This is a genomic window from Streptomyces sp. WAC 04229 (genome assembly GCF_003947455.1).
GTDB lineage: Bacteria > Actinomycetota > Actinomycetes > Streptomycetales > Streptomycetaceae > Streptomyces.
The window spans coordinates 1-22153 of sequence record NZ_QHJH01000113.1; the positions used below are offsets into that span (position 1 = coordinate 1).

The window sequence follows — 22153 nt, forward strand, 5'->3', positions numbered from 1 at the left end:
AGGAGGGGGAGCGGCCGCGGCCCCCAGGCGGGGTGCGACCGCTCCGGACTGCTCCAACCGGTCCGTCAGCCGCCGACGTTGACGTCGATGCAGGCGTAGAAGGCGTTGGACGTGTCGGCGACGTTCCACACGGCGAGCACCTTCTGCTGCCCGGAGAGGCCGCCGAAGTCGACCTGGTGGTTCACCACGGCGCCCGGCTTGGCGCCGCCGTCGTCGAACAGCGCGATCCGCTGCCCGCCGACGTAGTACTCCCAGGTGCTGGTGTTGTGCTGCGCGGTGAGCTTCCAGGAGAACGTCGTGGTCTTCGACACGGGGGTGACGGCCCAGCCCTTGCTGTCGTCGTCCAGCTCCGAGAAGCGGCTGTTGCCGCCGCTGCAACTGGTCAGGCCCTTGGGCCCTTCGACGCTCTGCGGCTCGTACTGGATGTCACCGCAGGACACGGTGCCGGCGGCACACTGGGCCTGGCGGCTGGGCGGATCGGAGATGTAGCCGTGTGCGCTCGCCGAGGAGGCGGGGAGGCTGACGGCGAGGACGGGAGCGAGGGCCGCGCCGATCAGCGCGGCGGTCTTCCTGCGTGCGTGCATGCGGAACTCCTTCACATCAGGCCGTTCCAGGGCGGCGCGCGGTCGTGTGTGGGGGTGACCGCGCACGCCGAGTACGGCCTCTCGTGGGTGGGGCCAAGAGGCGCGAAGGTGACGCGCGCTCGCCGTCCTCGCGGGGAGTGCGGCCCCGGGCAGGGGCCAACTCCGCAAACGGAGCGGCGAGTTCTGTTGGACTAGACCATACAAGCGGTCGACGTGAGCGTGTCAAGAGTGTTGCGTGGGGTCCAGGATCACCGTGCGGGAGTCTCCGGCTCGCCGGGCTGGTGGCCGCGTCGGGCGTCGCGGTCGAAGATGCCGAGAATCTCGCAGGGCCCGCCCTCGGCGCCGATGCTTCGTCTACGGCCTCGCCCGGGGCCCGCGCCACCCCGGCCCAGCCCCCCGCGGACGGACCGGAACCGGCCGACGCGGCCAGCGGTTCCTGACGCGGCGGCCACCGGGACCGCCCCGGCCGGGCACGCCACCGATACGGCCGACCGGGTGGGGGATGCCGCACTCGGCGGCGCGCGCCGGGGAAACGGCGTCCGCGCTGCTAGTTTCGCCAGCCGTCGGAGGAAATCGGGCGCCTCGGTCCGAGGCGCGGTTCACATGCGAGGGAGCAGCGGGTGACGGATGTGCGCGCGGAATCGTCGGGGGCACGGGCCCCACTCGGGCGGAGGACCTTCATGGCGTCGGCCGCTCTGACGGCGGCCGCTCCCGTGACGGCGGCCACTGGCTCGGCGGTGGCCGCCCCCGTCCCGGCGGCCGGCTGCCCGGTCACCACGGGCCCCTGCCCGTCGGTGGCGTCGCTGCTCGCCGTCCCCAAGGACGGCCGGGACGTCGAGTGGCTCAAGGAGTCCCTGCAAGTGGCCGTGGCGCTCGAACTCGCCACGATCCCACCGTACTTGTGCGGCTGGTGGTCCATCGAGGACCGCTCGAGCCAGGCGGCACGGCTGATCCGGCGCATCCTCGCCGACGAGATGTACCACATGGGTGTGGTCTGCAACCTGCTGGTGGCCGTCGGCGGCCGGCCACGTATCGCGGACGCGGCGCTCGCCTATCCCGGGCCGCTCCCCGGCGGGGTGCGCGCCGAGGTGAACGTCTACCTGTCGGGCCTCACCCGCTCCTACGTGCACGACGTGATGATGGCGATCGAGGCCCCCGACGTGCCGCTCGCCCGGCAGGTGGAGGACGCGCCCAGCATCGGTGACTTCTACGACGCCCTGCTGGGCGCGTTCAAGGCAGCGGCGCCCGAGATGACGGCGCGCGGGCAGCTCTCCGAACGCATCGGCAACGACGTCATGGAACCCGTGACCGACCTCGACGGCGTCGAGCGCTCGATCGGGATCATCAAGGAGCAGGGCGAGGGCACCGCCAGCTCACCGGCGGAGGCCTTCGGCGACGACCACCCCGCCCACTACTACGCCTTCGGCGAGATCTACCACGGGCGGCAGCTGCGTGAGACGGAGGACGGCTGGCAGTTCACCGGCGCCCCCGTCCCCTTCCCCGCCACACGCCCCATGGCCCGCGTCCCGGCGGGCGGCTGGTCCGGTGCGTCGACGGCCGTCCAGGGCCTGCTCGAGCAGTTCGACACCACCTACGCCAAGGTGCTGAGCACCCTGGACGCGGCGTGGACCGACGGGGACCCGCGCACCCTGCGCTCGGCCGTCCGCGCCATGGGCGCGATGGAGGCCCCCGCGCTGAGGCTGATGGAGACCGCCCTGCCGGACGGCGGGGGCAACTACGGCCCCCAGTTCCGCCCGCCGGGGACGTGACGCGCTCCGCTACTTGCTGTGCACGATCTGGATCAGATTGCCGCAGGTGTCGTCCAGCACCGCGGTGGTGATGGCCCCCATCTCCACCGGCTCCTGGGTGAAGCGCACCCCGAGCGCGCGCAGCCGGTCGAACTCCGCCGGCACGTCGTCCACGGCGAAGGAGGCGGCCGGGATGCCGTCGTGGGCGAGCGCCTCCTTGTAGGGCCGGACCGCGGGGTGGCCGGAGGGCTCCAGAAGAAGCTCGGTTCCGTCCGGGGCCTCCGGTGAGACCACGGTCAGCCACCGGTCCGTGCCCATGGGGACGTCGTGCTTCCTCACGAAGCCCAGAACTTCGGTGTAGAAGCGCAGGGCGTTCTCCTGGTCGTCTACGAACACGCTGGTGAGATGGATTTTCATGGGGTGCTCTCCGGTGCGTCGGGTCTGAGCCATCGGGTCACGATGCGCTGCAGGGGTTCGGTGTCGAGGTCGTGGAACTTGTACCGGCCCTCACGCCTCGGGATGACCAGGCCCGCCGCTTCCAGCACGGCCAGATGCTGGCTGACCGCCTGCCGGGACAGGCTCAGGCCGTGCTTGGTGGTCAGGCGGGCGCATATCTCGAACAGGCTCTGGCCGTCCCGTTCCGCGAGTTCGTCAAGGATGCGCCGACGGGTGGGGTCGGCCAGTGCCTTGAACACATCCTGCGTCATGACCCCACCATAGGCAAGTAGCGACTTGCCTATCAACCTCCGGACGTCCAGGCGCCCGGCGCCGGAGGGCCGAAGAGAGCGCGGACCAGGGACTCCGTCGGGAGCGCGGGGGCCGTACGGCCGTCGATGCCGGTGGTCGTGGTCGCTGCCAGCAGGGAGTTGAGCACCGCCTCCTCGACGGCGTCGAGCACCGCTTCGAACAGCGGGTTCAGGTCGGCATCGGCCACCGGGGCGCCGCCCGGGCGGGTGGCGAAGGCGACGGCGTAGTCACCGCTGCCGTGGCTGTACGCCGCGCCGGTGCGTGCCAACGCGAACACCGCGCGCCGGGCGACCCGGGTGAGCTGCCGGGCGTCGAGCGGCGCGTCGGTGGCCACCACGATCATGCAGGAACCCGCGTCCGCGACCGGCCCCGCGCTGGCCGCCCCCACGACGCCCAAGGAGTGTGGGGTGAGGGTCCGGCCGAGCACCCGCAGCGTGCCGCCGAAGTTCGCCTGCACCAGGACTCCCACCGTGCGGCGCCGGCCACCCGCTTCCGGAGTGCGCGAGGAGGTGCCGACGCCCGCCTTGAAACCCAGCGCCACCGTGCCGGTTCCGGCGCCCACGCACCCCTCGGCCACGGACCCTCCGGCGGCGGAGTCAAGGGCGGCGCGCACATGGTCCTCGTGGACGGGACGTGCCCGGATGTCCGACAGGAAGCCGTCGTTGCACTCGCCCACCACGGGGTTGAGACTGCGCACCTCCTCGCATCCGGGCCGCCGCAGCATCCAGCCGACCAGCGCGTCCGCGACCCGGAAGGCAGACAGGGTGGAGGTGAGCAGGACCGGGGTCTCCAGCGCGCCCAGTTCGGTGAGCTGGGTGGTGCCGATGAGCTTGCCGTAGCCGTTGCCGCTGAACACCCCGGCCGGCAGCGGGGTCCGGGGGCCGATCGGGTCGGGCACGACGGCGGTGACTCCGCTGTGGACGTCGGGTGGCCGCCGCACGGTGGTGTGACCGACGCGGACGCCCGGCACGTCGGTGATGGCGTTGCGGGGCCCGGTGGCGCCGGACCCGATGACGACACCGAGGTCACGCGCCCGGGGCCGGGAGGGGACGGAGGAGGATTCCATACGGCCGGACGTTACGTCCCCGAGGAGGCGGCGGACGACAGGCGAAGTCGGTGTCGTTTCCCGCGACTTCCCCACACCGGCGCCCACGGAGTGCCCGCCTTCCGTACGATGTCGCCATGATCCGCAGCCGACGCCGCCTCGCCGCCCCGCGGTTCCGTGTGCTCGTGCTCCACGGCTGTTGTTGATCCCCCACCGCATAGTTCCCCCGCAAGACGGCTGGTTCGCCGCCGCGCCCACGGGACCGGTACGGCCGTCTCCCTGCCCGCCTCGCGGGCGGACACCCTTTCCTCCCCGCGCGGGACCGCCCGCGCCCTCCCTGCGAAAGGCAGGCCGTCATGCGTACCCACGAATCCGCCTACGACCGCCGCAGACTGCGCCAGTGGCTGGCCGGCGAGGCCCGGGCCGACGGCGTCTCCCGGCGCGACCTGCTCCGGCTCCTCGCCGCTGCCGGAGCGGCCGGTGCCGCACCCGTGGCCCTCGGCGCACCGGCCCGCGCCGCCGCAACGGCGCCCGGCATCGTCAAGCCCCTGCCCGAGGAGCTGTTCACCGTCCGCGGCACGAACGCCGAGACACGGTTCGCCGCACTGGCGGGTACCGGTTACCACACCCCGAACGACCGCTTCTTCGTACGCAATCACACCTCGACCCCCGTCCTCTCGGCGGCCGACTGGGCCCTCACCGTGCACGGCGACGGACTCACCCGCGACCGGACCGTCGACTTCTCCCTGGCCGACCTCAGGAAACTGCCGTCCGTCACCCACACCGCGTTCGTGGAGTGCGCGGGCAACGGGCGCAGCCTCTTCACCGCTCAGCAGGGCCAGACGGTCAGCGGGACGTCCTGGACCCTCGGCGCCATCGGTGTCGCCCGGTGGCGCGGGGTCCGCCTGGCCGACGTCCTGAGGCGCGCGGGACTGAGCCGCCGGGCCGTGGACGTGATGCCCCGCGGCCTCGACGCCGACTACGTCACCGCCGACGGCGCCGGCCTCGGACGCGTCCGCCGCCCGCTCCCGCTGTCCAAGGCGCTCGACGATGTCCTGCTCGCCTACGAGATGAACGGCGAACCACTGCCGCCCGACCACGGACACCCCGTGCGCGTCCTCGTCCCGTCCTGGATCGGCATCGCCTCCATCAAGTGGGTCGGCGACATCGAGGTCTCCGCCGAGCCGCTGTACTCGCCCTGGAACACCGACTTCTACCGTCTGTTCGGCGACGCGTACCCGGACGGGGGGACCGCGCCGCTCACCGGGCAGACGGTCAAGAGCGCCTGGGAGCTGGACGCGGGGGCGAAGCTGGCGGCCGGGACCGCCCACCGGCTCACCGGCCGTTCCTGGTCCGGCGCGGGCGGAGTCGTCCGCGTGGACGTCAGCACCGACGGAGGCGGCACCTGGCACGGGGCCCGGCTCCACGACGCCCCCCGGCGCGACGGCTGGGTCCGCTGGTCCACCCGCTGGCGCCCGCCGACGCCGGGCCCGTACACCCTGCTCGCGCGGGCGACGGACAGCGCGGGCCGGACCCAGCCCGACTCGACCGTCCACAACACGCAGGGCTACCTGTTCGACGCGGTCGCGCGGCACCCGGTCAACGCCGTGTGACACCCGCACGCGGGCCGGGCCGGCCCGGCGACGAGCCGGGCCAGGCGACGTCGTCGATCGCCAGCCACGGTGCGGCGGCCAGGACGGTGGGGGTGAGACCGGTGAACGCCCGCACCTCGCGGTGGAGATGGGACTGGTCGGTGTAGCCGGCCCGTGCGGCCGCGGCGGCCGGGGCGAGGCCCGCCGCGAGGAGGTGGGCGGCGTGGTCGAAGCGGACGAGACGCGCGGCGCGCTTGGGCGTGATGCCGAGCTGGGCGGTGAAACGCGCCGACAGGTGCTTGCGGCTCCAACCGACCTCGCCGGCAAGGCCGTCGACCCGTACGCGCCCCCGGCCGGAGAGCGTCCGCCGCCAGGTGCGGGCGACCTCCGGGTCGACCGGACGCCGGTGAGCCGTCCGGCGGAGCAGCATGCCCGCCGCGAGGGCGAACCGTTCGTCCCACGACCCCGCGGCGCGCAGTATCTCCTCGGTCCGTTCCGCGTCCCGGCCCCAGACGTCCGCGAAGGACTCGACCCGCCCGCTCAGGTCGGTCGACCCGCCCAGCACAGCGGTCGCCACGGCGGGCTCCAGCCGGATCTGGAGGCACTCGCCCACGCGTCCCGACGCGCGCAGCTCGCCCGGGAGGAGACCGGCGACGAAGCTGCCGTGACCGTGCCGGCCGTGGGCGCCGTACTGGATGCCCTCGCCCTCGCTCAGATCGACGAGCAGGGTGACGGACGGGTGCGCGACCATCGCGATGTCCGTGAAGGAGGGGACGTGCTGCCGAAAGCCGGCCATGCTGATGCCCGGCAGCCGGGCCGACGGGCGCGGGACGGCGATGTCCACGCTCGTCCAGTCGGGTGGCGCGTCCGAGGGCAACACGGAAGCAGTCTAGGTCTCCGTGGGCGACGGGCGGAGCGCCGGCGCCATCGCCGCGAAACGCAGCAGCAGTTCGGCGGTCGCCGCCGGCGCTTCGAGCGGGGGGAGGTGCCCCACACCCGGCAGCATCTCGACCCGCGTGTCGGGCACGGCGCCGTACCGGTGCGCCGACGACGGATCCCAACGGGGGTCGGCGTCCCCGAAGACGGCCAGCACCGGGAGGCGGAGCGCCGCGAGGCGCTCGGGCACGGTGCGCTCGGTGATGTACGCGATGTTCCGGCGCGACAACGTCCGGAACGCCCGGTACGTGGTGTTCCGCAGATCGCCGATCATCCCGTCCGGGACGTCCACGGGTCGGGCGGCCGTTGCGCCGACCCCCTTGCGGATCATCGTGTCCGTGCGGCGCGACCACAGGAGGCGGCCGAACGGCGGGCCCAGCAGCAGGCGGAGGACGAGGGGCTGGGTGCGGAACGCGTCCATGTCCGGACCGGTGCTGACCAGTGCGACGGCCCCCACCAGATCCGGGCGCCGCTCGGCGAGCGCCGTCGCGACGTACCCGCCGCTGGAGTGCCCGGCCACGGTCACGGAGCGAAGCCCCAGGTGGTCGAGGAGTCCCGCGACGCGATCCGCCTGCGCGGGGACGTCGTACGACTCCGCGGGCGGGGACTGGCCGCAGCCCGGGAGGTCGACCCGGAGGACGTGATGGCGGGCGGCGAGTGCCGGGATCACGGGGCCCCAGGACGCGCTCGAGGCTCCGGTGCCGTGGACGAGCAGCAGCGGCGGCGCTTGGGGTGGGCCGTCGCTCACCACGTACAGGCCGTGCGAGAGGTGGGTGCGGGTGTCGTTCTCCTTCATGCCTGCGATGGTGCGGCCGGCGCCCGCCGCGGGTCTTGTACGAATGTCGGCTCATCATTACGGGTGAAAATGTGGCATGTCCGACATGGACGTAGGGTGGCGGGGACGGACTCGGCCGCGGCCTCCGGCCCCGGCCGGGGTCCGGCACTCTCTCCTGCCCCGGACCCGGAAGGATCAGCCATGGGCACGGTCACCACCTCGGACGGCACGACCATCTTCTACAAGGACTGGGGGCCGCGCGACGCGCAGCCGGTCGTGTTCCACCACGGCTGGCCGCTCAGCGGGGACGACTGGGACAACCAGATGTTGTTCTTCCTCTCGCACGGCTACCGTGTGATCGCCCACGACCGGCGCGGTCACGGGCGTTCCGGCCAGTCCCCGACCGGCCACGACATGGACACCTACGCCGCCGACGTGACGGCCGTGACCGACGCGCTCGACCTGAAGAACGCCGTGCACATCGGGCATTCGACCGGCGGCGGCGAGGTCGCGCACTACGTGGCGCGTGCCAAGCCGGGCCGGGTCGCGAAGGCCGTGCTCCTCAGCGCCGTGCCCCCGATCATGGTCAAGTCCGAGTCCAATCCCGGCGGCACGCCGATCGAGGTTTTCGACGAGTTCCGCGCGGCCCTCGCCGCCAACCGCGCGCAGTTCTACATAGAGGTGCCGTCCGGGCCCTTCTACGGCTTCAACCGGGAGGGCGCGAAGGTGTCGCAGGGCCTCATCGACAACTGGTGGCGCCAGGGGATGAGGGGCGCGGCCAACGCCCACTACGAGTGCATCAAGGCGTTCTCCGAGACCGACTTCACCGAGGACCTCGAGCGGATCGACGTGCCGGTCCTCGTCGCGCACGGCACGGACGACCAGGTCGTGCCCTACGCCGACGCGGGGCCGCTGTCCGCCGAGATCCTCAAGCACGGCACCCTCAAGTCGTACGAGGGATTCCCGCACGGCATGCACTCGACCCACGCGGAGGTCGTCAACCCCGACCTCCTGGCCTTCGTGAAGTCATAGCGGACGGCTCACCGGGGACCGTCGGCCCTCGACCGGTGGCCGGCCGCCTTGGCCTGGTTGCCGCAGCGCCGCATGGAACACCATCTGCGCGGCCTGCCGCCGCCGGAGTCGAGGAACAGCATCCGGCACGCCTCGGAGGCGCACGCGGTGAGGCGGGAGCTTCGGGCCTCGTCCGTCATGAGGTCGATCAGGTCCCGTGCGACGAGCGACAGCAGTGCCTCCCGGGTGAGCGCCCGGCTGGTTTTCGGGACCCAGCCGCCGCCGGCCAATGGTTCCAGTCGCGGCACCGGCGGTTCGCCGCGGGCCAGTTGGTTGACCAGGTCCACCGACCCGGGCCGGGGGTGGTGGCCGTCGAGCGCGGCGGAGGCGATGTCGTACGCCGCCGCGCGCAGGGCGTGCAGCGAGCGCAGCATCTCCTGCGGGTCCTGCCCCTGCGCGGGCACCACTCCCACGCCGCGGCACCAGGCGTCGAGGCGTGCCGCGTCCCCCATCCGCTCGATGGGGACGCCGGGTCTGCGGCCCACCGTCGCCACGAGGTTCAGGGAGAGGGCCCCCGCGTCGAAACGCAGCTCCCGCAGTCGCGCGGTGACCCTGCGACGAGGCGCGTCACGCTGCTCACCGTCCATGGTTTGATAGTAACCATTCGAATGGTTACCAAGAGGAATGGGGCGGATCCATGCGCATCGCGGTGATCGGGGCGGGCGGCGTCGGCGGGTACTTCGGAGCGCGGCTGGCCGCCGCGGGGAACGAGGTGACCTTCGTGGCCCGCGGCGCCCACCTCGAAGCGATGCGCCGGTCGGGGCTGGTCGTGCGCAGCCCGCTCGGCGAGTTCCGGGCACCGCCCGCCTCGGTGGTCGCGAGCATCTCCGAACTCGGTCCCGCCGACGTGGTCCTGGTCGCCGTCAAGCTCTGGGACACCGAGGACGTCGCCGGCCAACTGCGGTCGTCGGCGGCGCACATGGCACCGGTGCTGTCCCTCCAGAACGGGGTGCAGGCGGACGGCGTCCTCCGTGACCGGCTGACGGACGAACAGGTCCTGGGCGGTGTCTGCTTCATCTCCGCGTTCATCCGGGAGCCCGGGGTCGTGGTCCACAACGGCACGCTGCAGAGGATCGTGCTCGGCCCTTACCACGACGGCCAGAAGGCGATCAGCGACGCCGTACTCGCCACGTTCCGCGACGCCGGGATCGACGCGGAGACGAGCGACGACATCGAGCGGGTCGTCTGGGAGAAGTTCGTCTTCCTGGTCGGCCTGTCGGCGACCACGGCGGCGGTCCGCGGGCCCATCGGGGTCGTGCGGGCCCACGAGGGGAGCCGCCGCCTGCTGCGCGAGGTGATGGCCGAGACGGTGGCCGTGGCCCAGGCGTCCGGCGTGCGGCTGGACAGCGCATTCGCGGACGACCGACTCGACTTCTGCGACACGCTTCCCGCGGACATGACCTCCTCCATGCACCACGACCTGGAGCAGGGCAACCGCCTGGAACTGCCCTGGCTCAGCGGGGGAGTGGCGGATCTCGCCGACCGTCTCGGCATCCCGGTCCCGCGCAACCGCACGGTGGCCGACATCCTGGCCCCCTATGTCATGGGGCGCCCGGCCGGCCACGCGTGAGGTCCCGGCGCGGCGGGCGACGGTCAGGGGGCGACGCGGGTGAGGAAGCCGCGGATGTGGCCGGTGATCTCCTCCAGGTGGCTCTCCAGGGCGAAGTGCCCGGTGTCGAGGAGGTGGATCTCGGCGTCCGGCAGATCGCGCTGGAAGGCGCGGGCTCCGTCGGGTCCGAAGATCTCGTCGTTGGCGCCCCAGACGGCCAGCAGTGGCACCTGGGAGTCGCGGAAGTACTGCTGGAGCCGGGGGTAGAGAGTGACGTTGGTCGGATAGTCGCGGAACAGCGTGAGCTGGATGGCGTCGTTGCCCGGCCGGTCGAGCAGGGCCTGGTCGACGGTCCAGTTGTCGGGGCTGACGACGGTCGGGTCCGGCACCCCGTTCACGTACTGCCACCGGATCATCTCGGGGGACAGCGCCGCACGGACCGGCGCCTCGGTCTCCGGGGCCGGGTGGTCGGTGTAGGCGAAGAGCCCGTCCCAGAACGCCTTGACGAATCCGTCGGTGTACGCGTTGCCGTTCTGCGTGATGATCGCGGAGATGCGCCGCGGTGACCGGGTGGCGATCCGCCAGGCGATCGGCGCCCCGTAGTCCTGTACGTACACGGCGAACCGGTCGACGCCGAGGTGGTCCAGCAGTCCGACGGTCACGTCGGTGAGGGAGTCGAAGTTGTAGTCGAACTCGTCGGCCCGGGGCATGGCCGAGTGCCCGAAGCCGATCATGTCCGGCGCGATGACGTGGTAGGTGTCCGCGAGCCTCGGGATCAGGTTCCGGAACATGCGGGAGCTGGTCGGGAAGCCGTGGAGCAGCACGACGGCGGGCGCCTGCGGGTCCCCGGCCTCGCGGTAGAAGACGTCCAGGCCGTCGATGGTGGCGGTGCGGTGATGGACGGTGGCGTTCATCGTAACCCCTACGGTTGCTTTAACTAGTTAGCTTCAGTGGAGCACTCCAGGGATAACCTGTCAAGCGCGCTTAAGGGGTTAGAATCTGTGGATGGCTGTAACCTGTCAGTCCGCGAAGAGGGGTTAGACGGTGGATGTGATGATCGACAGGGCGGCCGAGGAGAGGCTCTTGGAGCTGCTCAATACGACACCCGTCGTGGAGGGCGCCGTGCACGACGCCCTGGGCGCGCCCGGCGAGGCCCGCGCCTGGGTGCGCGACCACGGCGGGACCGGGACGCGTGGGGAGATCGCCTTCCTCGTCGAGGTGCGGGACGCGCTTCAGGGCGTCGTCCGGGGCGAGCGCGCGCCGGAGTCCCTGCGCGGGTTCCTCGACGGGGTCGACAGCGTGCCCGACATCGAGGACGGCAGGCTGCGGTGGTCGCTACGGGTGCCCGCGGCGCGGCGTCTCGCGGTGGAGTCCGTACTGGCCTGGGCGCATGTGCAGGAGGCGAGGCCGGGACGGCTCAAGCCGTGCGGGAACCCCGAGTGCCGGCTCTTCCTGCTGGACCGGAGCAAGCCCAACAGCGCCCGCTGGTGCTCCATGGCCGAGTGCGGGAACCGGATGAAGGCCCGGCGCCATTATCAGCGGGCCAAGGACGCCCGGTCCTGACCGCCCTCAGGCCGCGGCCTGCGCCTTCTCGTGCTTCCAGAAGCCCGAGAACGTGATGCGTTCCTTCGGCAGACCGAGGCGGTGCAGGTGCCTGCGGCCCTCGGTGGCCAGCGTCGACTCGCCGACGACGAAGGCGTACCCCGTGGCCTCGGCGCGGGTGACCCGGCGCAGTGCGTCCAGGGCGGCGACGCCGGGGACGGAGGCGCCGTCCTCGCGCACGACCCAGGTGACGGTCACGCCGGGCGGGGCGTGCAGCTCGCGCCGGTCGGCCGCGGTGGGGACCTCCTGGATGAGCCGGCCCACCGCGTCCGCGGGGAGGGAGCGCAGGATGCCCGCCGTCGCGGGCAGGCCCGTCTCGTCGGCCACGACGGTGACCTCGGAGGCGTCCCGCGGGCAGTCGAAGAGGACCCCCTGGTCGAGCACGGCGAGCGCGTCGCCGGGCCGGGCGGCGCAGGCCCAGATCGCGGCACGGCCCTCGATCTCACCCGTGGGCCCGCGGTGGACCACGAAGTCGATGTCCATCTCCGCGCTCTCGCGGCGCAAGCCGGCCACGGAGTAGTTGGCGCAGTGCGGCCGTTCGGCCTCGGGGATGGCCAGGTACGGCTGCCACCACTGGGTGCCGGTGAACTCCGGGAGCCGGAGGGCGCGTTGGTGGGGGAGCTGGAGGAAGAGGCGGAACCAGTGGTCGTACCCCAGCCACGGGAAGTCGCCGAGCCGGGGCCCGGTGACCGTGACGCGCTGCATGGACGGGGTGACCCGCTCTGTCCGCACCACGCGGGCGCGGAACATCTCGGGCTGCTGGGGCGTGAGCCGACGAACCTTCGCCATGAAGGGAAGGCTAGCCTAAGTTGCGCGAGATTCCGAGTCGGTGATCTCCAGACGCGCCCCCTGGGTGCGGTCGGACGCCGGTCCCGTCTCCAGCTCGACGACGCCCGCCTCCACGGCGAGGCGCAGGTCGCGCCCCACGGACGCCAGCGTCTCCGCGTCCACGTCGAAGACCGCGTCGGCCCGCTCGCCCGGCGCGAGGCGCACGCGGACGAACCCCCGCAGCTCGCGCACGCGCGGCCAGGACGTGCCTCCCGACACCCGGCGCAGGTACAGCTGCACCGTCTCGTCGGCCGGCCGGGTCCCGGTGTTGCGGACGGCGACCCGGCAGGTCAGGCGGGGGACGTCCACGGCGACCCGGGTCTGCGACAGGCGCGGCGCCCCGTACTCGACGCTCGTGTACGACAGTCCGTGCCCGAAGGCGTAGCGGGGCGTCGCGCTCTGGTCGACGTAGCCGCGGTAGCGGTGGTCCTTGCCGTTGTAGAAGACGGGCAGTTGGGCGGCCGAGCGGGGCACGGACACCGGCAGCCGCCCGCGCGGCTCGGCGTCGCCGAACAGCACCTCGGCCACCGCGCGCCCGCCCCGCGGCCCCGGATACCAGGTGCTCAGCACCGCCGAGACCGGTGCGCCGACCTCGGGCAGGGCGTGCGGCCGGCCCTGCACCAGCACCACCACGACCGGCGTCCCCGTCGCCGACACCGCCGCCAGCAGGGCCCGCTGGGCCGGGGGCAGGGTCAGGTCCGCGAGGTCGACGCCCTCACCGCACGTCATCCCGGACGGCGCTCCGGCCCCGGTGACGGCCGCCCCGTTCTCCTCAAAGGCGGTGTCGGCGGTACGGGCACTGGAACCGCCCAGCACCAGCACGGCGACGTCCGCGCCGGCGGCCAGTGCCACGGCCTCGGGCACCCGGGACACGTCGTCCCCCACCAGCTCGCACCCACGGGCGTACCCCACCTCGGTGCCGGGCGTGACGGCGGCCCGGATGCCGTCCAGGACGGTGACGCCGTCACCGGGCCGCTGCGGTGCCGTGTAGTCGCCGATCTGCTGGGCGACGGAATCCGCGTTGGGCCCGAGCACCGCGATCCGCCGCGCGGCCCGGGACAGCGGCAGGACCCCGCCCTCGTGCGCGAGCAGCGTCACCGAGGCGCGGGCGATCCGCTCGCCCAGCCCGCCGACGTCCGGCCGGCGGGGGCGCCCGGGCCCGTCCGCGAGCCCCGGCCGCTCGAACAGACCGAGGCGGAACTTCAGCGTGAGCACCCGCGCCACCGCGGCGTCCAAGGCCCCTTCGGACACCAGACCCCGTTCCACAGCCTCGCCCAGCCGGGGGAAGCAGTCGTCCCACAGACTGAGATCGCAGCCGGCGTCCAGGGCCAGGGCCGCTGCCGACACGGGGTCGCCCGTCAGCCGCACCAGCCGGTCGATCGCGGTCCCGTCCGCCATCACGACACCCTCGAAGCCCCACTCGTCGCGCAGCAGTTCGGTCAGCAGGTACCGGTTGGCCACGCACGGCACGCCGTCGAACTCGTTGTAGGCGGCCATCACCCCGGCCGCGCCCGCCGCCACCCCGGCCCGGGCCGCCGCGAGATGGATCTCGTGCAGCTCGCGGCGGCCCAGCTCCGTCGCCGCGCTGTTGCGCCCGCCGACCGTCGCGCCCTGGCCGGCGAAGTGCTTCAGCACCACGGCGACACCCGCCCGCCGCGCACCCTCGACCAGCGCCTCGGTCATCCGTGCCGCGAGATACGGGTCCTCGGCGAAGCACTCCTCGCTGCGCCCCCAGCGCGGATCACGTACGAGGTCCAGCGCGGACACCAGGGCGACGTGCGCGCCCCGGGCCCGCAGTTCGGCGCCCGCGCCGGCCACGGCATCCGCGTACAGCTCCGGATCCCAGGTGGCGCCGGCCGCCAGGTTGACCGGCAGCACCGTGCCGTCCAGAGCCTGGTGGCCGTGCGGCATCTCCTCGACCAGCAGGACGGGGATGCCCAGCCGGGTGTTGTCCCTGACGTGCCGCTGGACGGCCGCCGCCGTCAGGGCGCCGTCCCCGGCGTCCAGGCCGTCCTCGAACCCGACGCCCGACCAGGCGTCCGCCCGCTGGAGCCCGTACAGCGCGCCCATGCCGTCGAAGGCGGCGACCTCCTCGCGGAACGCGTCCGTGAGGCGGTGACCGTCCGGGCCGCGCTCGTAGGCGTGCCAGCCGTACATGCGCTGGTTGAGCTGGCCCACCTTCTCCGTCTGGGTCATGCGGTCCAGCAGGTCGCGGACGCGTTCCGGCACCGGCGCCGCCGGGTCGCGGTAGCGGGGGACGGTCACCGCAGCTCCAGGACGGCGACGCCGTACGCGTCGATCCGCACGTCCTCCACGGGTGCGCCGTCGGCCAGGCCGTACAGCTTCCCGTCAGTCTCCGGACGGACCACCAGCGGCCCGTCGCTCTGACTGACCAGCCAGACGAAGCGGCGGCCGTCCGCGTGCGCGACGACGTCCGCCGAGACGTGCGGGTCGGCCACAGTGACGGGCCGCCGCGCGCCCGACACCCGCGCCAGCGCGGCGTACAGCCGGTGGGTGGCGTCCGGGTTGACGCGCGCCGTCCGGGCCGCCATGTGCTCGAGCGGGTAGGTGGCCAGCACGGTACGGCCCGTGCCCGTCTCGTGCACGACCAGGGCGGGCCGGCCGTGCGCGTCCACGGCGACGACCCGGCCCGCGCGCGGCACGACGGGCAGGTAGGCGCGGCTGTCCTCGTTCCCCGCGACCGGGAAGCGCAGCACCTCTCCGGCGCGCAGGCCCCCGAAGTCCTCGGTGAACGTCATCTCGAGCACCTCGTCCTCGATCGGCTCGGCGACGCCGTAGGACAACTGCAGCTCCACCCCGAAGAGCCCGTCCAGGTCGTCGAACCAGGGGCCGCGGGTGCCCGGGTGCTCGCCGGAGCAGAACGACAGGTACACGGTGGCGCCGTCGGCGGCCCGGCGGGCCAGCTCCCGGCGGGTACGCGTGGTCAGCTGCCGGGTCGCGGGCAGCAGGTAGAGCGACGCCTCGCCGGGCAGTCCGTCGGCCTCGCGCGTGAGGGCGACGGGGAGGTCGGCGGCGCGCGCCGTGACGTAACCCTGGTGCAGGGACGTGAAGATGAGCGGCCGGTCGGCGGGACGGCTGTACGGGTAGCCGCGCTCCAGGAAGGCGGGCACCACCAGTGCGGCGTCGGCTTCCGTCCGCGCGCAGTTCGGGAAGTCCACGGCCTTCAGCACGTCGGCGAAGGCGGCCAGTTCACGCAGCGGTTCCTTCGGCGCGCCCGTGGAGTCGGTGATGCCGAAGTGCATCTCGAACGGGTGGTGGTCGTAGGGCGACTGGTCCCACAGGGCGTCGTAGTCGGTGTTGTTCCAGGCGATCCAGCCGGTGGCCCCGCCCAGCAGCGAGTTGTGCAGGGTCTGGCGGTAGAAGTGGCCCGCGTTGGCGGCCGAGACGGTGTCGGTGGACAGCCCGAACTCCTCCAGCACCACGGGCTGGCCGGTCACCGCGGCCAGCTCGCACTCGAAGGCCGCGCGGTAGTGCTGCCGCGGCCGGTCGGTGTCGGAGCGGTACACGTGCGGGCCGACGAAGTCGACGTACTCGGCGGTCTCCCGCAGCGAGAAGCCGTTGTCGCGGCCGGTGACCTCGATGCCCCACGCCCCGTCGCCCAGCGACACCGGCTGCGTCGCGCCGGTCGCGCGCACCGCGTTGCACATGGCCTGGGCCCAGGCGGTCACCACGTCGGCCGACGGCGGGTCCACCTGGTAGATCCGCCCGTAGCCGGGCATCTCGTTCGTGATCAGCCAGCCCGTGACCGCCGGGTGGTCCTTGAAACGGCGTGCCATGCGGGAGACGAACCACGCCTGGCGGCCGACCATCCACACGTCCTCGTACAGGTCGCGGTTGCCGCGCCACGCCGGGTCCCAGTTCTCACCGGACATGTGGCCGACGATGAACGTCGGTACCGTCCCCATGCCCGCTTCGAGGTGGGCGTCCAGGAAGTCCTCGAACCGCGCGCACAGTTCGTCGTCGACACGGTCCGGCTCCGGGTGGAAGTCGGGCCAGTAGAAGAACGACCGGGTCATGTTCAGGCCGTGGTCGCCCAGTACGCGCAGTTCCTCGCGGACGGTCCTCGGGTCGTAGGTGCGCCACATCAGCGGACCGCCGGTGCGGGACCAGAAGTTGGCGCCGAGCCAGGGCAGGACGGCGGGCTGGTGGGTGAGCTGGGCGCTGTCGCGTCGCATGGTCCTTCTCGCGTGGTGGGGTTCGGGTGGTGCGTGGCCGCGGGTGCGCCGCGGTCGTGAGGTCAGCCGGGGCGACCCGTGGCGCCGTCCCCGGACGGGGCGGGGCCGGTGGACTCACGGACGACCAGCCGCGGCCGCCCGTCCAGGCCGGTCTCCTCGACCGGCTCGCCGCACAGGGCCAGCAGCATGCGGGCGGCTGCCGCGCCGACCCGCTGCACCTGCTGGTCGACCGTGGTCAGCCGGGGATGGAGCCAGCTGCCGAGCGGCAGGTTGTCGTAGCCGACCACGGAGACGTCCCGGGGAACGGCCAGCCCGGCGCGCTGCGCGGTGCCGATGCCGCACACCGCCATCGAGTCGTTCGCGTACACCAGGGCCGTGGGCCGGTCGTCCGCCGCGAGCAGCGCCTCGGTGGCTCCGACTGCGTGCCGCTCGCTGAAGTCGGTCGGCAGGACCGCGAAGGGACGCAGCCCGGCCGCGCGGAGCGCGTCCTCGAAGGCGGCCCTGCGCACCCGGGTGTGCTGCAGCTCCGGTGGCCCGCTGACGTAGGCGACGCGCCGGTGGCCGAGCGCCAGCAGATGCGCGACGGCCTCGGCGATCCCGGCCCCCTGGTCCCGCAGGCCGACCCGCGGTACGACGCCGGTGCCGTCCGGCGCGCCCAGCAGCACCGCGGGCAGCCCCAGCCGGGCCAGCAGGGCGGGGCGGGCGTCCTCGTCGCGGGCGTCGGTGAGCACCGCCCCGTCCACCCTGCCCTCGGCCGCGAGCCGTTCGTAGAGCGCGTACTCCTCCCGGTGACCGCTCACCAGGTGCAGCAGCAGACCGTATCCGCGCGGCGCCAGCTCGCCCTCTATACCGGTGATCAGTTCACTGAAGTGCGGGTCGGAGCCCAGCACGTCGGTGGGGCGCCGGACCACCAGGGCCAGGCTGCGGGTACGGGCGTTGCGCAGCGCCGCCGCCGGGGCGTTGGGGCTCCACCCCAGCTCCAGCGCGGCGTCGACGATGCGGCGGCGGGTCGCCTCGGAGAGCCGGCCCTTGTTGTTGAACGCCTGCGAGACGGCGGCGGTCGACACGCCGGCCGCGGCGGCGACCTCCTTGATCGTCGGCCTTCGGCCCGGCCGCTCGGTGGACACGCTCACGCCTTCACCGCCCCGCTGACCAGGGCCTGCTGCATGCGCTTCTGGAGCACCGTGTAGACGATCCACACCGGTACCAGGGTCAGCACCGTGCCCGCCGTCAGGACGCCGTAGTCCGTGCCGGTGATCGACTTGAGCGTGGGCAGCGCCACCTGGACCGTGCGCTGCGCCGGGTCCGGGCCGATGATGACCAACGAGTACAGGTACTCGTTCCAGAAGGTCAGGAAGTTCAGCAGCAGCACCGTGGCGATGCCCGGCAGGCACATCGGCGTGTAGACGTGGCGCAGCACCGCGAAGGTCGACGCCCCGTCCAGCCGGGCGGCCTCCTCCATCTCCGGCGGGATGGTGCGCATGAACTGCACCAGGATGACCACCGACAGCGGCAGCGCCGTCGCCGGCAGGAACAGCACCATGAAGATCCGGGTGTGGAACAGCCCGGTGGCCGCCGCCAGCAGGAAGGTGGGGAAGAGCGCGGCGAAGGTGGGGATCAGGAAGCCCAGGGAGAAGACCTTCTCCACCAGCCCCGCCAGCCGCCCGGTCGAACGGGCCAGGGCGAACGCGGCCGGGATCGCCAGCAGCAGCGTCAGCGCCAGCGAGACCACCGTCACCAGCGCGGAGTTGACCACCGCCAGCCCCAGGTCGGCGCTGTCGAACGCGGTCCGGAAGTTGTCCAGGCCCAGCGAGGTGGGCGGGGCGAAGGGGTGGGCGAAGATCTCCTCGTTCGACTTGAACGCCGAGGCGAGGAAGTAGTACAGCGGGACGACGAGCAGCACCGCGTACGTCCACACCAGGACGTGGGCCGGGAGCCAGCGCTTGCCGAGCTTCATGAGTGCTGCTCCGATCAGTAGTTCTGGCGGAAGACGCGGCGGATCGTCAGCAGCCCGACGAGGCCGGCGAGGAAGAGCAGGACGCCCACCGTCTGGCTGTAGCCGAGGTCGGCGGCGATGAACGCCTTCTGGTAGACGAGGAACGACAGGGTGGTGGACGACGTCCCCGGACCGCCCTGCGTCAGCAGCAGCACGTGCTGCGCCGAGCCGAACAGCGTCCACAGGAACTGGAGCATCGTCACCACGCCCACGTAGTCGCGGATCACCGGGAAGTGCACCGACCACATCGTCCGCCAGTGCCCCGCCCCGTCCAGCTGCGCGGCCTCGCCCAGCTCGTCCGGCACACTGCCCAGCCGGGCCGCGAACAGCACGGCGGTGAAGCCGATGCCGCTCCAGACGTCCAGGGCGATCAGACACGCCAGCGCCGTCGAGGGCGAGGCCAGCCACGCGTCGGTGAGCGAACCCAGGCCGATGCCCGTCAACGCCCCGTTGAGCAGGCCGTCCGGGGACAGGGCGGCGTAGAAGACCATCGCCTTCGCGGGCGTCGAGATCAGCCCCGGGATGAAGAGCAGGTACCGCAGGACGCGGTGTCCGGGCGGCCGTTGGGCGACGTAGTACCCCAGCATGTACGCGCACACGATCATCACGGGCAGGGCGACGGCCAGTTGTACGACCGTGTTGCGGACCGCGTCCCAGAACACGGGGTCGTCCAGGACCACCCGGACGTTGTCGAGACCGGCGAAGGACACCGGCTGGAGCATGCCCGGCCAGTGCAGGGCCGCGATCACGAAGATCGCGAGCAGCGGCCCGACCATGAACACGAGGTACCACGCGAGTGCGGGGACCGCGAGGACGGTGCCGCCCTGTCGCCGCCGCCCGCGCGGTGCGGAGGCGGGCGAGGGCGGGGGTGCGGACCGACGGGCCGCGCTGCCGTCCGGCGTCGTCGTGAGCGTCGTCATGCGGTGACTCCCGGAGTACGGGTGGCGGATACGAGGGGGACCGGGCGGTTCATGCGGACCGGTACGCGGACTCGAGGGCGGCGCGCACGCGGGCCGCGCTGGTGCCCCGGGTGAAGGACGTGCTGGTCGCGGTGATCAGCGGCTGCGCCGCGGCGGGCGGCACGTACACGTCGGGGAGGAGGACCTGGCTCACCCCGGAACCGAGCCGCTGGGCCGCGCCCACGAGGGGGAAGTCCGTACTCACGGCGTCCGTGCGCAGGGCCATGTCCCGGCCGCCCTCCGTCACGAACCGGGCCACCGTCTCGGGCCGGTACATGAACCGCAGGAACTTCTCGACCTGCTGGATCTTGCGCACGCCGTTGGGGCTGATCCAGAAACCGATGAGGGTGTAGGCGCGGATGACGGTCGGACCCTCGTGCGCCGCGCCGTCGGCCAGGGGCCAGCCGCCCACCTCGGTGTGCCGGGCCACCTTCTCCGGCACCTTGGCGAGCGCCGAGGACATCGCCGACTGGACGGCCGCCTCCTCGGTGTTGAACTGCGTGGTCATCGAGTCGGACGTGAGCCCCTGCGCCTTGTCCGCGAAGACTCCGGCGTCGCGCAGATGCGTGAAGTACTCGATGCCCCGGCGGGCGCCGCGGCCGCCGAAGTCGCCGGTGGCGTAGACGTGCCGGGCCTCCTCCTGCGACAGGAACGTCTGGATGATCTGCGCCATCAGCTTCTGCCCGGTCCAGTCGTTGCCGCCGACGGTCACGGGGGCGATGCCCTTGGCGCGGAGCTTGCGGGCCGCGGCGATCAACGCGTCCCCCGTGGTGGGGATCCCGTCGACGCCGGCCCGGTCGAGCAGGGCGCGGTTGTAGGCGACGGGCCAGTTCGTGGCGAAGTAGGGGAACGCCCTGACCCGGCCCTCGTCGTCGGTCCAGTCGGCCAGGGCGGCGGGCAGCACCCGGTCGCGCAGCCCCCAGTCGTCCAGGTAGGGGCGGACGTCGACGGTCGCGCCGACGTCCGTCCAGGCCAGCGTCTTGTCGTAGAGGTTGACCATCACGACGTCGGCCTCCTTGCGGGCCAGCCGGGAGGTCTCGTACACCTGGCCGAGGTCGTCGCCGTTGACGAGGTTCTTGACCTTCAGCCCCGGGTTCTCCTCGCGGAACTGGTCGACGGCCGCGAGGTAGGTGGGGGAGCCCGGCGCGGTCGTGCCGAGCTGGGTGTGGACGACGAGGGTGTCCGGATCGGAGTCCGCCGACGCCAACGACGAACAGCCGGACAGAGCGGGCAGGGCAACGGCCGCAGCCAGGCCGGAACCGGCGGCGAACAGGTCGCGCCGAGTCAGCGAAGAGCGCACAGCGGGGGTCTCCAACCAAGCGGTTAACGATTGGTTAATCGATGTACCTCGTGAGGTGCGAGGACCATATGGAGTGGAGGGACCGCGGTCAAGGGGGTGACGCCGGGGACTTCGACGGGTCCGGTCAGGCCGACGCGGTGCCGTCGGTGGCGATCCCGAGCCGGCCGGCCACGGTGGTGAGGGCCGTGCCCAGCGGGAGCGCGACCCGTACGACGGCCTCCCGGTCGCCGCGGGTCGGGTCCCGGTTGACGATCAGCACCGGTGTCCCGGCGCGGGCCGCCTGGCGGACGAACCGCAGCCCCGACATCACCGTCAGCGAGGAGCCCAGGACCAGCACAGTGGTGGCACCCCGGACCAGTTCGCGGCAGTGCTCCACGCGTGCGGGCGGGACGGCCTCGCCGAAGAACACCACGTCCGGTTTGAGGACGCCGCCGCAGACTGCGCAGGGCACCACGCGGAAGTCCCCGACCTGGTCGTCGGTGAGGTCGGCGTCGCCGTCCGGATTGATCCCGGCGGCCACCGGCTCGAAGCCCGGGTTGGCCGCCTCCAGCCGCCGGGCGAGTTCGCGCCGCGGGCTGAACGCGCCGCAGGTCAGGCAGACGACGCGGTCCAGGCTGCCGTGCAGTTCGACGACGTCCTCGCTGCCGGCGGCCTGGTGCAGACCGTCGACGTTCTGGGTGATCACGCCGGCGAGCAGGCCCCGGTCCCCGAACGCGGCCACGGACCGGTGCCCGGCGTTGGGCCGCGCCCGGCCGAAGGTGCGCCAGCCGAGGTGACTGCGGGCCCAGTAGCGGCGCCGGGCCGCCGCGCTGCCGGTGAAGTCCTGGTACGTCATCGGCGTGTGCCGGCTCAGGCTGCCGCCCTCGCCCCGGTAGTCGGGGATCCCCGACTCCGTCGAGATCCCGGCCCCGCTGAGCACCACCACCCCACCGGCGCCGAGCGCGTCGGCGACGGGCTCCAGGTCCGTCGTGCCCGGCGGCAGGTCCGCTCCCGGGGTCCAGCTCAGAGTGGGCCGCATGCGCATGCGGCAAGGGTACGGAAACCGGGCGCCCTTCTGGGCGCCGGGGCGTGTCCGTCGTTCGCTTCGGGCGGGGTACGGGACGTGCCCGGTGGCTGCTCGGTGCGGCTGCGGCCCCCGCTTGTCGAACCGCGCGGGCTGCGGCCTGCGACCCACCCCCGGGCCGCGGCCTGCGACCCCTCCCGGGCCGCGGCCCGGGGGTGGGTC

The 22153-nt window shown here is 72.9% G+C and carries 21 protein-coding genes; 5 read left to right on the plus strand and 16 right to left on the minus strand.

Annotated elements, in window-relative coordinates:
* Window positions 1–65: 65 nt before the first annotated feature.
* The gene (locus DMH12_RS25450; protein WP_125493790.1) at window positions 66–584 is read right to left on the minus strand and encodes a lytic polysaccharide monooxygenase auxiliary activity family 9 protein; all 519 of its coding nucleotides are present in this window, start codon (window positions 582–584) and stop codon (window positions 66–68) included.
* A gap of 680 nt (window positions 585–1264) precedes the next feature.
* On the opposite strand from DMH12_RS25450, the gene DMH12_RS25460 reads away from it, so the two are divergent.
* A complete protein-coding gene (locus tag DMH12_RS25460; RefSeq protein ID WP_125493791.1) occupies window positions 1265–2353 on the plus strand; it encodes a ferritin-like protein in 1089 nt (362 codons plus the stop codon).
* A 9-nt stretch (window positions 2354–2362) separates the two neighbouring features.
* On the opposite strand, the gene DMH12_RS25465 is transcribed toward DMH12_RS25460, so the two are convergent.
* The 3 genes from DMH12_RS25465 to DMH12_RS25475 are packed head-to-tail and all read right to left on the minus strand — an operon-like array spanning window position 2363 to window position 4145.
* Window positions 2363–2749, minus strand: a complete 387-nt coding sequence (locus tag DMH12_RS25465) for a VOC family protein (RefSeq protein WP_125493792.1) — start codon at window positions 2747–2749, stop codon at window positions 2363–2365.
* Window positions 2746–3039 carry a helix-turn-helix transcriptional regulator gene (locus DMH12_RS25470; protein ID WP_125493793.1) on the minus strand — a complete coding sequence of 98 codons (294 nt, stop codon included), beginning with the start codon at window positions 3037–3039 and terminating at the stop codon, window positions 2746–2748. The genes DMH12_RS25465 and DMH12_RS25470 overlap by 4 nt, the downstream gene beginning before the upstream one ends.
* Before the next feature lie 32 nt (window positions 3040–3071).
* Window positions 3072–4145 (minus strand): P1 family peptidase, encoded by a 1074-nt coding sequence (locus DMH12_RS25475; RefSeq protein WP_125493794.1) that lies wholly within the window; start codon window positions 4143–4145, stop codon window positions 3072–3074.
* A gap of 335 nt (window positions 4146–4480) precedes the next feature.
* On the opposite strand from DMH12_RS25475, the gene DMH12_RS25480 reads away from it, so the two are divergent.
* Window positions 4481–5737, plus strand: coding sequence for a sulfite oxidase (locus DMH12_RS25480; RefSeq protein ID WP_125493795.1), 1257 nt, complete (start codon window positions 4481–4483; stop codon window positions 5735–5737).
* Here the strand turns inward: DMH12_RS25480 and DMH12_RS25485 are convergent.
* Both DMH12_RS25485 and DMH12_RS25490 read right to left on the minus strand, forming a co-directional pair.
* Window positions 5724–6512 carry an AraC family transcriptional regulator gene (locus DMH12_RS25485; protein WP_125493809.1) on the minus strand — a complete coding sequence of 263 codons (789 nt, stop codon included), beginning with the start codon at window positions 6510–6512 and terminating at the stop codon, window positions 5724–5726. The genes DMH12_RS25480 and DMH12_RS25485 overlap by 14 nt on opposite strands.
* 93 nt (window positions 6513–6605) lie before the next feature.
* A complete protein-coding gene (locus DMH12_RS25490; protein ID WP_125493796.1) occupies window positions 6606–7448 on the minus strand; it encodes an alpha/beta fold hydrolase in 843 nt (280 codons plus the stop codon).
* A gap of 180 nt (window positions 7449–7628) precedes the next feature.
* On the opposite strand from DMH12_RS25490, the gene DMH12_RS25495 reads away from it, so the two are divergent.
* Window positions 7629–8459, plus strand: coding sequence for an alpha/beta fold hydrolase (locus DMH12_RS25495; protein WP_125493797.1), 831 nt, complete (start codon window positions 7629–7631; stop codon window positions 8457–8459).
* A gap of 8 nt (window positions 8460–8467) precedes the next feature.
* Here DMH12_RS25495 and DMH12_RS25500 read toward each other — a convergent pair whose 3' ends face one another.
* Window positions 8468–9085: an ABATE domain-containing protein gene (locus DMH12_RS25500; RefSeq protein WP_125493798.1), complete on the minus strand. Its 618-nt coding sequence runs from the start codon at window positions 9083–9085 to the stop codon at window positions 8468–8470.
* A gap of 50 nt (window positions 9086–9135) precedes the next feature.
* On the opposite strand from DMH12_RS25500, the gene DMH12_RS25505 reads away from it, so the two are divergent.
* Window positions 9136–10068 (plus strand): ketopantoate reductase family protein, encoded by a 933-nt coding sequence (locus DMH12_RS25505; RefSeq protein ID WP_125493799.1) that lies wholly within the window; start codon window positions 9136–9138, stop codon window positions 10066–10068.
* A 23-nt stretch (window positions 10069–10091) separates the two neighbouring features.
* Here DMH12_RS25505 and DMH12_RS25510 read toward each other — a convergent pair whose 3' ends face one another.
* The gene (locus DMH12_RS25510) at window positions 10092–10961 is read right to left on the minus strand and encodes an alpha/beta fold hydrolase (protein ID WP_125493800.1); all 870 of its coding nucleotides are present in this window, start codon (window positions 10959–10961) and stop codon (window positions 10092–10094) included.
* 139 nt (window positions 10962–11100) lie between these two features.
* Between DMH12_RS25510 and DMH12_RS25515 the strand changes: the two genes are divergently transcribed.
* Window positions 11101–11610 (plus strand): CGNR zinc finger domain-containing protein, encoded by a 510-nt coding sequence (locus DMH12_RS25515; RefSeq protein ID WP_125493801.1) that lies wholly within the window; start codon window positions 11101–11103, stop codon window positions 11608–11610.
* A 6-nt stretch (window positions 11611–11616) separates the two neighbouring features.
* On the opposite strand, the gene DMH12_RS25520 is transcribed toward DMH12_RS25515, so the two are convergent.
* The 8 genes from DMH12_RS25520 to DMH12_RS25555 all read right to left on the minus strand — a co-directional run bounded on the left by DMH12_RS25520 (window position 11617) and on the right by DMH12_RS25555 (window position 21952).
* Window positions 11617–12438, minus strand: coding sequence for a siderophore-interacting protein (locus DMH12_RS25520; protein ID WP_185832524.1), 822 nt, complete (start codon window positions 12436–12438; stop codon window positions 11617–11619).
* Window positions 12439–12453: 15 nt separating this feature from the next.
* Window positions 12454–14742 (minus strand): glycoside hydrolase family 3 N-terminal domain-containing protein, encoded by a 2289-nt coding sequence (locus tag DMH12_RS25525; RefSeq protein WP_125493802.1) that lies wholly within the window; start codon window positions 14740–14742, stop codon window positions 12454–12456.
* Window positions 14739–16673: a cellulase family glycosylhydrolase gene (locus DMH12_RS25530; RefSeq protein WP_125493803.1), complete on the minus strand. Its 1935-nt coding sequence runs from the start codon at window positions 16671–16673 to the stop codon at window positions 14739–14741. Before DMH12_RS25530 ends, DMH12_RS25525 begins: the two co-directional genes overlap by 4 nt.
* Before the next feature lie 62 nt (window positions 16674–16735).
* Entirely contained in the window at window positions 16736–17806 is a 1071-nt protein-coding gene (locus DMH12_RS25535; protein ID WP_125493804.1) for a LacI family DNA-binding transcriptional regulator, read from the minus strand.
* On the minus strand, window positions 17803–18630 hold the full coding sequence (locus DMH12_RS25540; protein ID WP_125493805.1) for a carbohydrate ABC transporter permease: 828 nt from the start codon (window positions 18628–18630) through the stop codon (window positions 17803–17805). Before DMH12_RS25540 ends, DMH12_RS25535 begins: the two co-directional genes overlap by 4 nt.
* Before the next feature lie 14 nt (window positions 18631–18644).
* Window positions 18645–19589 (minus strand): carbohydrate ABC transporter permease, encoded by a 945-nt coding sequence (locus tag DMH12_RS25545; protein WP_125493806.1) that lies wholly within the window; start codon window positions 19587–19589, stop codon window positions 18645–18647.
* Window positions 19590–19638: 49 nt separating this feature from the next.
* The gene (locus DMH12_RS25550) at window positions 19639–20928 is read right to left on the minus strand and encodes an ABC transporter substrate-binding protein (RefSeq protein ID WP_125493807.1); all 1290 of its coding nucleotides are present in this window, start codon (window positions 20926–20928) and stop codon (window positions 19639–19641) included.
* 124 nt (window positions 20929–21052) lie between these two features.
* Window positions 21053–21952, minus strand: coding sequence for an NAD-dependent protein deacetylase (locus DMH12_RS25555; RefSeq protein WP_125493808.1), 900 nt, complete (start codon window positions 21950–21952; stop codon window positions 21053–21055).
* Between the last annotated feature and the right edge of the window lie 201 nt (window positions 21953–22153).